Origin of the sequence: Pseudomonas sp. M1 (assembly GCF_022760135.1) — a bacterium.
Classification (GTDB): domain Bacteria; phylum Pseudomonadota; class Gammaproteobacteria; order Pseudomonadales; family Pseudomonadaceae; genus Pseudomonas; species Pseudomonas citronellolis.
The window spans coordinates 775,553-786,913 of record NZ_CP094343.1 but is presented as its reverse complement, the minus strand read 5'-3'; the positions used below and the strand labels follow the sequence as shown (position 1 = coordinate 786,913).

At 66.1% G+C, this 11,361-nt stretch carries 11 protein-coding genes, 1 other RNA gene, 1 pseudogene and 1 riboswitch; of the genes and pseudogenes, 9 read left to right on the top strand and 4 right to left on the bottom strand.

What is annotated here, in order from left to right:
- Positions 1-45 precede the first annotated feature (45 nt).
- From lldD to ssrA, 8 genes are all read left to right on the top strand, one after another.
- Positions 46-1,191: an FMN-dependent L-lactate dehydrogenase LldD gene (gene lldD, locus PM1_RS03420; RefSeq protein ID WP_009613082.1), complete on the top strand. Its 1,146-nt coding sequence runs from the start codon at positions 46-48 to the stop codon at positions 1,189-1,191.
- 135 nt (positions 1,192-1,326) lie between these two features.
- On the top strand, positions 1,327-4,158 hold the full coding sequence (locus tag PM1_RS03415; protein ID WP_009613083.1) for an FAD-binding and (Fe-S)-binding domain-containing protein: 2,832 nt from the start codon (positions 1,327-1,329) through the stop codon (positions 4,156-4,158).
- A 241-nt stretch (positions 4,159-4,399) separates the two neighbouring features.
- Positions 4,400-5,074 (top strand): response regulator, encoded by a 675-nt coding sequence (locus PM1_RS03410; RefSeq protein WP_009613084.1) that lies wholly within the window; start codon positions 4,400-4,402, stop codon positions 5,072-5,074.
- Entirely contained in the window at positions 5,071-6,456 is a 1,386-nt protein-coding gene (locus PM1_RS03405) for a sensor histidine kinase (protein ID WP_009613085.1), read from the top strand. Before PM1_RS03410 ends, PM1_RS03405 begins: the two co-directional genes overlap by 4 nt.
- A gap of 92 nt (positions 6,457-6,548) precedes the next feature.
- Entirely contained in the window at positions 6,549-6,800 is a 252-nt protein-coding gene (locus tag PM1_RS03400; protein WP_009613086.1) for a hypothetical protein, read from the top strand.
- Between the two features lie 112 nt (positions 6,801-6,912).
- Positions 6,913-7,082: riboswitch (yybP-ykoY riboswitch) on the top strand.
- Between the two features lie 63 nt (positions 7,083-7,145).
- The gene (locus PM1_RS03395) at positions 7,146-8,156 is read left to right on the top strand and encodes a sodium:calcium antiporter (RefSeq protein WP_009613087.1); all 1,011 of its coding nucleotides are present in this window, start codon (positions 7,146-7,148) and stop codon (positions 8,154-8,156) included.
- A 104-nt stretch (positions 8,157-8,260) separates the two neighbouring features.
- Positions 8,261-8,938 carry a type 1 glutamine amidotransferase domain-containing protein gene (locus tag PM1_RS03390; protein ID WP_009613088.1) on the top strand — a complete coding sequence of 226 codons (678 nt, stop codon included), beginning with the start codon at positions 8,261-8,263 and terminating at the stop codon, positions 8,936-8,938.
- Positions 8,939-9,011: 73 nt separating this feature from the next.
- Positions 9,012-9,367, top strand: a transfer-messenger RNA (tmRNA) gene (ssrA, locus tag PM1_RS03385).
- Between the two features lie 92 nt (positions 9,368-9,459).
- On the opposite strand, the gene PM1_RS03380 is transcribed toward ssrA, so the two are convergent.
- From PM1_RS03380 to PM1_RS03365, 4 genes and pseudogenes are all read right to left on the bottom strand, one after another.
- Positions 9,460-10,080 carry a hypothetical protein gene (locus tag PM1_RS03380; protein ID WP_009613089.1) on the bottom strand — a complete coding sequence of 207 codons (621 nt, stop codon included), beginning with the start codon at positions 10,078-10,080 and terminating at the stop codon, positions 9,460-9,462.
- A 50-nt stretch (positions 10,081-10,130) separates the two neighbouring features.
- Positions 10,131-10,409 (bottom strand): annotated as a pseudogene (locus tag PM1_RS03375) (tyrosine-type recombinase/integrase); the annotation flags it as partial.
- Between the two features lie 97 nt (positions 10,410-10,506).
- Positions 10,507-10,671, bottom strand: a complete 165-nt coding sequence (locus tag PM1_RS03370; RefSeq protein ID WP_024128097.1) for a hypothetical protein — start codon at positions 10,669-10,671, stop codon at positions 10,507-10,509.
- 51 nt (positions 10,672-10,722) lie between these two features.
- Positions 10,723-10,932 (bottom strand): hypothetical protein, encoded by a 210-nt coding sequence (locus tag PM1_RS03365; protein WP_009613090.1) that lies wholly within the window; start codon positions 10,930-10,932, stop codon positions 10,723-10,725.
- A 172-nt stretch (positions 10,933-11,104) separates the two neighbouring features.
- Between PM1_RS03365 and PM1_RS03360 the strand changes: the two genes are divergently transcribed.
- Positions 11,105-11,359, top strand: coding sequence for a hypothetical protein (locus PM1_RS03360; RefSeq protein ID WP_009613092.1), 255 nt, complete (start codon positions 11,105-11,107; stop codon positions 11,357-11,359).
- Positions 11,360-11,361 lie beyond the last annotated feature (2 nt).

The following is an 11,361-nucleotide window of genomic DNA, read 5'->3' as shown; positions in this document are numbered from 1 at the left end:
ACGGGGCCCGGCCTTCACCGTCCACCCCAACCGGTGCCCTGCCAGATGATCATTTCCGCCTCCACCGACTACCGCGCCGCGGCCCAACGCAAGATTCCGCCCTTCCTGTTCCACTACGCCGACGGCGGCGCCTACGCCGAGCACACCCTGCGCCGCAACGTGGCGGACCTGTCGGACATCGCCCTGCGCCAGCGCGTGCTGAAGAACATGTCCGAGCTGAGCCTGGAAACCAAACTGTTCAACGAGACCCTGGCGATGCCGGTGGCCCTGGCCCCGGTCGGCCTGACCGGCATGTACGCCCGCCGCGGCGAAGTGCAGGCGGCGCGCGCAGCGGCCTCCAAGGGCGTGCCCTTCACCCTGTCGACCGTCTCGGTGTGCCCGATCGAGGAAGTGGCGCCGGCCATCGACCGGCCCATGTGGTTCCAGCTCTATGTGCTGAAGGACCGCGGCTTCATGAAGAACGCCCTGGAACGGGCCAAGGCCGCCGGCTGCTCGACCCTGGTGTTCACCGTGGACATGCCGGTGCCCGGCGCCCGCTACCGCGACGCGCACTCCGGCATGAGCGGCCCGAACGCCCCGCTGCGGCGCATGTGGCAGGCCATGACCCACCCGCAGTGGGCGCTGGACGTGGGCCTGCTGGGCCGCCCGCATGACCTGGGCAACATCTCCAAGTACCGCGGCAACCCCACGGGCCTGGCCGACTACATCGGCTGGCTGGGCGCCAACTTCGACCCGTCGATTTCCTGGAAGGACCTGGAGTGGATCCGCGACTTCTGGGAAGGCCCGATGGTGATCAAGGGCATCCTCGACCCCGAGGACGCCAAGGACGCGGTGAAATTCGGCGCCGACGGCATCGTCGTCTCCAACCACGGCGGCCGCCAGCTCGACGGCGTGCTGTCCAGCGCCCGCGCCCTGCCGGCCATCGCCGACGCGGTGAAGGGCGATTTGACCATCCTCGCCGACTCCGGCATCCGCAACGGCCTGGACGTGGTCCGCATGATCGCCCTGGGCGCCGACAGCGTGCTGCTCGGCCGCGCCTTCCTCTACGCCCTGGCGGTGGATGGCGAGGCCGGCGTGCGCAACCTGCTGGAGCTGATCGAGAAGGAAATGCGCGTGGCCATGGTGCTCACCGGCGCCAAGTCGATCGGCGAAATCACCCGCGATTCGCTGGTGCGCGAACTCGGCGCCTGAAGGCGCCCCCTGTAGGAGCGAGCTTGCCCGGCTCCGAGCCCGCCGGGTTCGCGAGCCAGCTCGCTCCTGCAAAATCAAAAGAACACCGATGGGCCGTCCAGCGGTCCACGCTCACCGATGATGACTGGAGCCGCCATGAGCCTGCCCGCCGCGTTCCTCGACACGGTAGAACACCTGATCCCCCGCGAGCGCCGCTTCGACGACCCGCTCTCGACCCTGGCCTTCGGCACCGACGCCAGCTTCTACCGGCTGATCCCCAAGCTGGTGATCCGCGTGGAGAGCGAAGACGAGGTGCGCACCCTGCTGCGCGCCGCCCACGCCCAGCAGGTGGCGGTGACCTTCCGCGCCGCCGGCACCAGCCTTTCCGGCCAGGCGGTCAGCGACTCGGTGCTGCTGGTGCTGGGCGACAACTGGAACGGCCGCGACATCCGTGCCGGCGGCGGGCAGATCCGCCTGCAACCCGGCGTCATCGGCGCCCAGGCCAACGCCTGGCTGGCGCCCTTCGGCCGCAAGATCGGCCCGGACCCGGCCTCGATCAACGCCTGCAAGATCGGCGGCATCGTCGCCAACAATGCCAGCGGCATGTGCTGCGGCACCGCGCAGAACAGCTACAACACCCTGGCCGGCCTGCGCCTGGTGCTGGCCGACGGCACCCTGCTGGACAGCGAGGACGCAGCCAGCATCGAAGCCTTCCAGGTCAGTCACGGCGAGCTGCTGGAACAACTGGCCGAACTGGGCCGGCAGACCCGCGCCAACACCGAGCTGGCGGCGAAGATCCGCCACAAGTACCGCCTGAAGAACACCACCGGCTTCTCCCTCAACGCCCTGGTGGACTACGACCAGCCGCTGGACATCCTCACCCACCTGATGGTCGGCTCCGAGGGCACCCTGGGCTTCATCAGCGCGGTGACCTACGACACCGTGCCGGACCACCCGCACAAGGCCAGCGCGCTGATCGTCTTCCCCGACGTGGAAACCTGCTGCAAGGCCGTGCCGGTGCTCAAGCAGCAGCCGGTGTCCGCCGTGGAGCTGCTGGACCGCCGCAGCCTGCGCTCGGTGGAGAACATGCAGGGCATGCCGGTGTGGGTGAAGAGCCTGTCCGCCGGCGCCTGCGCGCTGCTCATCGAATCCCGCGCGGCGACGCAGACGCTGCTGCACGAACAGCTCGCGCAGATCATGGCCTCCATCGCCGAATTCCCGGTGGAGAAGCAGGTCGATTTCAGCGAAGACCCGGTGGTCTACAACCAGCTCTGGCGCATCCGCAAGGACACCTTCCCGGCCGTTGGCGCGGTGCGCGAGACCGGCACCACAGTGATCATCGAAGACGTCACCTTCCCCGTCGAACAACTGGCCGAGGGCGTCAACCGCCTGATCGAGCTGTTCGACAAGCACGGCTACGACGAGGCGATCCTGTTCGGCCACGCGCTGGAGGGCAACCTGCACTTCGTCTTCACCCAGGGCTTCGACTCGCCCGAGCAGGTGGCGCGCTACTCGGCCTTCATGGACGACGTGGCGCACCTGGTGGCGGTGGAATACGGCGGCTCGCTGAAGGCCGAGCACGGCACCGGGCGCAACATGGCGCCCTTCGTCGAGCTGGAATGGGGCCACGACGCCTACCAGCTGATGTGGCAGCTCAAGCGCCTGCTCGACCCCAAGGGCATCCTCAACCCCGGCGTCATCCTCACCGACGACCCGCAACTGCACCTGAAGAACCTCAAGCCGCTGCCGGCCGCCGACGAGATCGTCGACAAGTGCATCGAGTGCGGCTTCTGCGAGCCGGTCTGCCCGTCCAAGGGCCTGACCTTGAGCCCGCGCCAGCGCATCGTCATGTGGCGCGACATCCAGGCCAAGCGCCGCAGCGGCGTCGACACCACGCAACTGGAGCGCGACTACCAGTACCAGGGCATCGACACCTGCGCCGCCACCGGCCTGTGCGCCCAGCGCTGCCCGGTGAACATCAACACCGGCGAGCTGGTGAAGAAACTGCGCGGCGAGCAGGCCCACCACGCCGGCACTGCCACCTGGCTGGCGCGCAACTTCGCCACGGCCATGCAAGGTGCGCGCTTCATGCTGCATGCCGCCAACGGCGCGCGCAGGCTGCTCGGCGCACCGCGCCTGGCCAGCCTCAGCGCCTCCATCAGCCACGCCAGCAAAGGCCGCGTGCCGCAGTGGACGCCAGCCATGCCGCAGCCGGTGCGCTTCAGCCTGCCGGCAGCCGGCGACGCCACCGACAAGCCGCGGGTGGTCTACCTCACCGCCTGCGTGTCACGCGCCATGGGCCCGGCGGCCGGCGACGAGGAACAGGTGCCGCTGATCGACAAGACCCGCCAGTTGCTGGAGAAAGCCGGCTACCAGGTGGTGTTCCCGGACAACGCCGACAACCTCTGCTGCGGCCAGCCGTTCGCCTCCAAGGGCTACAAGCAGCAGGCCGACGACAAGCGCGACGAACTGCTGGCCGCGCTGCTGCAGGCCAGCCGCGGCGGGCTCGACCCGATCTACTGCGACACCAGCCCCTGCACCCTGCGCCTGGTCCAGGACCTGGCCGACAACCGGCTGCGGATCTACGACCCGGTGAAGTTCATCCGCAGCTTCCTGGTCGAACGCCTGGACTTCCAGCCGCTGGACAAGCCGGTGGCGGTGCACGTCACCTGCAGCACCCAGCACCTGGGCGAAAGTCAGGCGCTGATCGACCTGGTGCGCCGCTGCACGAACGAAGTGGTGATCCCCGAAGGCATCCACTGCTGCGGCTTCGCCGGCGACAAGGGCTTCACCACCCCGGAACTCAACGCCCACTCGCTGCGCAGCCTGAAAGACGCGGTGCAGTACTGCGAAGAAGGCATCTCCACCAGCCGCACCTGCGAAATCGGCCTGAGCGCCCACAGCGGCATCGACTACCACGGCGTGGTCTACCTGGTGGACCGGGTAACCCGCCCCCGCGCGCAGGCGCAGCGGATCGACGCACCGTAGGGCGAATAACCGTTCGCGGTTATCCGCCGTTGCCCCGGCACGCAACCACCCGGCGGGCTCCCCGTAGGATGGGTTGAGCGAAGCGATACCCATCGCCACCACCGCATGGGTTTCGCAAGCTCAACCCATCCTACGAAAAGCGCCGGCCTTAACCCCACGTTAAGCGAGCCCTGCCAGCCTCTGCCGCGAAACCGCCGCTGCGGCTATCCTGCTCGGCGACAGCATGCGAATGGGGGCGAAGATGAGAATCCTGCTGGCTGAAGACGACCCGCTGCTGGGCGACGGCATCCGCGCCGGGCTGGGCCTGGAAGGCGACACCGTGGACTGGGTGACCGACGGCGTGGCCGCCGACCAGGCCCTGGCCACCGACGAGTTCGACCTGCTGGTGCTCGACCTCGGCCTGCCGCGCCGCGACGGCATGGAAGTGCTGCGCGGCCTGCGCAAGCGCGGCGACATGACCCCGGTGCTGATCCTCACCGCCCGCGACAAGGTGGCCGACCGCGTGGCCGGCCTGGACGCCGGCGCCGACGACTACCTGAGCAAGCCCTTCGACCTCGACGAACTGCTGGCCCGCGTGCGCGCCCTCACCCGCCGCCACACCGGCCGCGCCCAGCCGCTGCTGGAACACGGCCAGCTGCGCCTGGACCCGGCCACCCACCAGGTCAGCCTGGGCGGCGAGCCGGTGGAACTGGCTCCGCGCGAATACGCCCTGCTGCGCCTGCTGCTGGAACAGCGCGGCAAGGTGCTCTCGCGCACCCGCCTGGTGGAAGCCCTGTACGGCTGGGACGGCGAGCTGGAAAGCAACGCCATCGAAGTCCACGTCCACCACCTGCGGCGCAAGCTGGGCAACGAGCTGATCCGCACCGTGCGCGGCATCGGCTACGGCATCGACCGCCCGGCCAAGGACGCGCCTTGAGCGCCACGCCCAGCCGCACGCGCCGCGCCGGCTCGCTGAGCCGGCGCCTGCTGCTGCTGCTGATCGGCGGCGTGACGCTCTGCTGGCTGCTGGCCGGCACCCTCACCTACCACCTCGCCTCGCGCCAGGTGGACCGGCTCTACGACGAAGACATGATCGACTTCGGCGAGGCCGCCCTGCGCCTGGTGGACGTCGCTGGCGGCCAGGGCGAGCTGATCGCCCGCAGCCGAAAGGCCATCGAGGGCCTGCCGCTGGTCAAGCGCGAATCCGCCCTGGGCTACAGCCTCTGGTACCAGGGCCAGCCGCTGTTCGCCACGCCCGGCCTGCCCACGGGCCTGGAAACCCTGGAGACCGGCTTCTCCGAAATCAGGCACGGCGGCATCACCTGGCGCGTCCTGCAGCTGAGCACCCGCGACGAAAACGCGCGCATCTGGGTGGTGGAAAACCTCCACCACCGCAGCCACACCCTGCACCTGCTGCTGCTCAGCGCCCTCTTCCCGCTGCTGCTGGCCCTGCCGCTGCTGGCCCTGCTGGTGTGGTTCGGCGTCAACAACGGCCTGGCGCCGCTGCGCAGCCTCACCGCGCAACTACACCAGCGCAGCGCGCGCAGCCTGCAGCCGCTGGCGCTCAACCGCGCGCCGGTAGAAGTGCACAGCCTGGTCAACGAACTCAACCTGCTGCTCGAACGCCTGGGCACCGCCATGGAAGCCGAGCGCCGCCTGACCAGCGACGCCGCCCACGAAATCCGCACGCCCCTGGCCAGCCTGCGCACCCATGCCCAGGTGGCGCTGCGCTCCTCCGACCCGGCGGTGCTCGCCCACGGCCTGCAGCAGGTCAGCCGCAGCGTCGAACGCATCGGCACGCTGATGGAACAGATCCTCCTGCTGGCGCGCCTGGACAACGAGGAACTGCACGAGACCTTCACCCCCGTCGACCTCGGCCAACTCAGCGAGGAAACCATCGCCGACCTGGCGCCCCAAGCCATCGACAAGGGCATCGAGCTGACCCTGGAGAGCCAGGGCGCCGTGGTCATGGGCGTGCCGGTGTGGCTGGGCATCATGCTCGGCAACCTGGTGGGCAACGCCCTGCGCTACACCCCCGAAGGCGGCCGCGTGGAAGTGCGCCTGGGCACCGAGGCCGGCAAGGTGCAGCTGTGGGTGCTGGACTCCGGCCCCGGCGTGGCCGCCGCCGAGCAGGCCGCCATCTTCACCCGCTTCTACCGCAGCCCCGGCGTCGCCTCCGGCACCGGCGGCAGCGGCCTGGGGCTGCCCATCGTCAAGCGCGTGGTGGAAATCCACCAGGGCCACATCAGCCTGCACCCCGGCCTGGACGGGCGCGGCCTGGGCGTGCGGGTGGAACTGCCGTCCGCGCAACTTTCCTGAACCCCGGGACCTGCGGCGCAGTCCACCGTGCAGGCCCCGCTCGCCTGGCGAGTCGCCGCCTGTGACATGTTCAGCCGTACAGGTACCGCATCATGAAAACCACCATCCTGTTCATCAGTGCCGCGCTGCTCGCGTCGCCGGTGTTCGCCGCCGACCGCTGCAGCGACAACCTGCAGAGAATCGACGAGAGCATGCAGAGCACCAACAGCAGCGACAGCGTGCAGGAGCAGGCCATGCGGCTCCAGGAAAAGGCCGCCCAGGCCCAGGAACAGGGCAATACCCAGGCCTGCGTGGCCATGACCGAGAAGGCCCTCAAGCTGCTGAAAGCCTCGTCCAGCAGCTGAACCGACGCCCGGCGGGCGCCGCCGCGAGCGGGGAAACGCGGCGGCCCCGAGCCGCGGCAATCGACACATGAGGAAACAACCCCTTGAGCGCGCCGGGCAATCCGCTAGAATGCCCGGCGTCATTGGGGAGTAGCCGCCCGCCCGGAACACCGGCGGGGACCACGTCAACATCCTTGGCCGGCAGGCCATGGCGTGGCCAGCGCAAAGCCTGGCAAGACCTTTGACCATGCAACCTCCGCAACGGCCGGGGAGGCGCATGGTCATGGGTACCATACCGGCCGGGAGTTCCACCGTGATGCACCGCCTCCGTCCCGAATCGCCCTCCACCCGCGAGGAGCGTGCGCCATGCTGACCTTCGTCCTCGAACTGCTCGGCATGCTGTTGCTGATCCTGATCGCCGCCGAACTCTTCACCAACGCCCTGGAACACCTGGGCGAGCGCCTGGGCATCTCCGAAGGCGTCACCGGCTCGCTGTTCGCCGCCATCGGCACCGCCCTGCCGGAAACCCTGGTGCCGCTGCTGGCGCTGGTGGCCGGCACCAGCAACGTCTCGCTCAACGAAGAAGTGGGCGTGGGCGCCATCCTCGGCGCGCCGCTGATGCTCTCCACCCTGTCCACCTGCCTGATGGCCTGCTTCGTCCTCCGCGGCCGTGGCCTGCGCGGGCGCCTGGTGCCCGAGCGCAGCGGCCTGCTGCGCGACCTCAACTTCTTCCTCCTGGCCTTCTGCCTGGCCACGGTGGCGATGTTCGTGCCCTCGCAACTGCACAGCTACCGCATCGGCCTGAGCGTGCTGTTGGTGCTCACCTACATCGGCTACATCACCCTCACCCTGCGCGCCTCCCGCGACCTGGTGGAAGACGGCCACGGCACCGCGGCGGAAAACCCCATGTGGCTGTCGCGCCTGGGCCTGCCGACCAACGTTTTCACCGTCCTCGTGCAACTGGCCCTGGGCCTGGCCCTGCTGGTGCTCGGCGCCAAGGGCTTCATCCACGGCGTGGAGGGCCTGTCCGACCTGCTCGGCATCTCCGCCCTGCTGCTCTCGCTGCTGATCATCCCCATCGCCACCGAGCTGCCGGAGAAGGTCAACAGCATCCTCTGGGTGCGCCGCGGCAAGGACACCCTGGCCTTCGGCAACATCACCGGCGCCATGGTCTTCCAGGGCACCCTGTTGCCGGCCATCGGCATCCTGCTGACGCCCTGGCAGCCGCGCATCGAAGTGCTCACCGGGGTGCTGGTGACCCTCGGCGCGGCGCTCTGGCTGCGCCTCAATGCCCGCCACAATGGCATCGCCGCCTGGGTGCTGCTGGGCAACGGCGCGCTCTACGTCGCCTACCTGGCCATCACCCTCGGCCGCTGAATGCCGGCGCCGCCGTGCAAGCCACGGCGCAGCGCCTAAACTGACGGTTCCGCCAGGCGCCCGGCCGGCGCCTGCCGACACACCGCTGCATGCAAGGAGAGGCCATGAAGATCCTGGTAGTGCTCACATCCCACGACCAACTGGGCGACACCGGCAAGAAAACCGGCTTCTGGCTGGAGGAGTTCGCCGCGCCCTACTACGTGTTCAAGGACGCCGGCGCCGAGCTGACGCTCGCCTCGCCCAAGGGCGGCCAGCCGCCGCTGGACCCGAAAAGCGACGAGCCCGACGCCCAGACGCCGGCCACCGAGCGCTTCCGCAAGGACCCCGAAGCCCAGGCCGCCCTGGCCAGCACGCGCAAGCTGGCCGAGGTGAACGAAGCCGACTACGACGCCGTCTTCTACCCCGGCGGCCACGGCCCCCTGTGGGACCTGGCCGAGGACCAGTACTCCATCGCCCTGATCGAATCCTTCGCCAGCGCAGGCAAGCCGGTCGCCGCCGTCTGCCACGCCCCCGGCGTGCTGCGCCACGTGAAGAACGGCGACGGCAAGCCGCTGGTCGAGGGCCGCCACGTCACCGGCTTCTCCAACAGCGAGGAAGAAGCCGTGGGCCTGACCGCCGTAGTGCCCTTCCTGGTGCAGAGCGAACTCAAGGCCAAGGGCGGCCGCTACGCCAAGGCCGACGACTGGCAGAGCCACGTGGAAGTGGACCGCCTGCTGATCACCGGGCAGAACCCCGCATCGAGCGAAGCGGTGGCCGCCGCCGTGCTGAAACTCCTGGTCTGACAGGGGCTTGCAGAGCCCCCGGTGGACTCGCCGGGGGCTTTGCCGTACACTGGCCGGGACCTTCAAAGGTTCTGGGGCCGATTAGGATTCGACGCCGGTAACAAAACTTGAGGGGCATGCCGAGTAGGTGACAGTTCTCGTAAATCCGCTGCCACAATTCATAGTTGCCAACGACGACAACTACGCTCTGGCCGCCTAAGGGCGCCAGCAGACCCTAGGGGATGCCTGTAAACCCGAAGATTAGGTCTGTCAGATAGAACAGGATCGCCGCCAAGTTCGCTGTAGACGTAACGGCTAAAACTCATACAGCTCGCTCCAAGCGCCCTGCCACTCGGGCCGCGCGGAGTTAACTCAGTAGAGATGGCTAAGCATGTAGAACCGATAGCGGAGAGCTGGCGGACGGGGGTTCAAATCCCCCCGGCTCCACCAAACAAACCCCTGAAAAGCTTAGAGTTTTTCAGGGGTTTTTCTTTGGGCATCGAAAAAATGTCGAGTGCCAACCCTTCCGCTAATCAGCAGGGCTACGCTTTCTTCACCGCTTTTAGTAGCACATCGCCATCCGGCAGGCCCGTCAGGGTTTGAACGAACTTGATGCTTCTAGAAAGCACGCGAGTAATACCTTTTGGAGCAAGAGGCTCATCAAGCCGCTCAAACCGATCAAGCTTCTGATAATAAGTCTTGTCAGGACGCCCCAGGTGTTCCTTCTTCAGCGTTTCACCGGACGCCTCCCCGAAGGCAACGATACCTACACCAGACTCATACAAGAAAATTACGTCGCCCTTCTTGAAGCGCTCGATTTTCTCTTTGTAACCGTCCTCAAAGGCTGCAGCTACGCCCTCCGCCAGCATGAAGTCGTGATCTGCTGCCATGTTCGCCTTATTGGTATTCAAAACGTAGAAAGCCCTCTTACCCTCCTGGGTTGAATAGTCCGCTACCGATACGGGATCTCTTTGCAGCGCCTGCCATGCGGGCATCAGATACTCGGTTATTAGCTCATGTATGAGGTCCTGCCTCGTGCACTCGTAGTAATTGGCCAGCTCCTTGATCGCGGCATCTTCTTCCGCACTTACGCGAATGGTCATCGACTCAGTTGTCGAATTCTTTTTGCGTTTCGCTTCCAGCCTACTGAGAAAGTCACTCATACCTTACCTCCCGAGCCCTCGACTCAAATTAGAATCTATTAAGATTCCTATTAGAATCTATCACGTTTCTTTGTTGCGTCAAACGAAAGGTAGTAGATGCTTGGCCCGCTACCGCAGCCATTGACCCAAGGCGCATAGCGGTGATCTAGCGAGAGGTGCGCGTAGCGTATGGTCAGCGTCGAATGTCCCAGGATCTTCTGGAGTGCGGGGATGTTGCCCCCGTTCCTCATGAAATGGCTGGCGAAGGTGTGGCGCAATGCATGACTTGCCTGCCCGTCCGGTAGCTGAATCGTGGTGCGCTCTAAGGTACGGCAGAAAGACGTGATGCACGGACTAAGGGCCCGTTGGCTTTCCAGTGATCTCAGAGCCTATCGGCTAGCTCCGAAAAGGGGACAGATTTTTTTATAGCCCCACCAAACAGACAGATCAGGCACTTGGCGACTCACGCAAGTGCTTTTTTTGTGCCTGCGATTCCTGCTCTGGCTGGTCCGTCGACGACATTTCGTCCAACAAGGCCTTGGCTTTGGCCTCAACGCGGGCCTGAGCTTGCTGCGACATCTTAGCCTTGAGCTCAGAAAACTTTCTGGCCATCAGAACCTCCTTCCACACCACTTCCTGACAGACGCCGATTAGCGCTGCTTGCTAATCAACACTTTCACTTGGCCGGCAAACCTTGTCGTTGAAGCGTTCGGCGTTCAGCCGTCCCAAATCTACCAAGCGAATGCCAGCGATAGTGCGGCTCGGCAACACGCCAGCCTCGATCCACTCAGCTACCACCTCGTCAGGCAAAACACACATCCCGCCAAAGGCTTCGATGGTGCACAGGTCGAGATTCAGGTCTGGTTGTCTCATAGCACTCCCCCTTATGGGCTTTCTTCCATCTCCATGGCTTTTTGCTGCACTATTCGGGCGTGATTCAGCGGCGCCAGGGCTCCTCAACCCAGAAGGCTTACCTCACCCGTTTTTGTAATATACGAAAGGCATAGAGGTATTTGTATATTACAAATGTAAAGTACCATTTCACATGGATTCGATAGACGACCGAGTGAGAGCGCTTGTCGACAGGACAGGCCTGGACGAACTGGTGAAGCGCACCGAGATCAGCGGCACCCGCTGGCGAACGGTCCGCTACGACAAGCGAACCCGCATCAGCACCCAGGAGGTGGAGGCGCTGGTGCGTTTGTATCCGCAGTACGCGCTTTGGTTAGCGAGTGGGCAGGTGGCGCCTGAGGTTGGGCAGACGAGGCCGGATGGTGATGGGTTTGGGCAGGATGCTTGAGT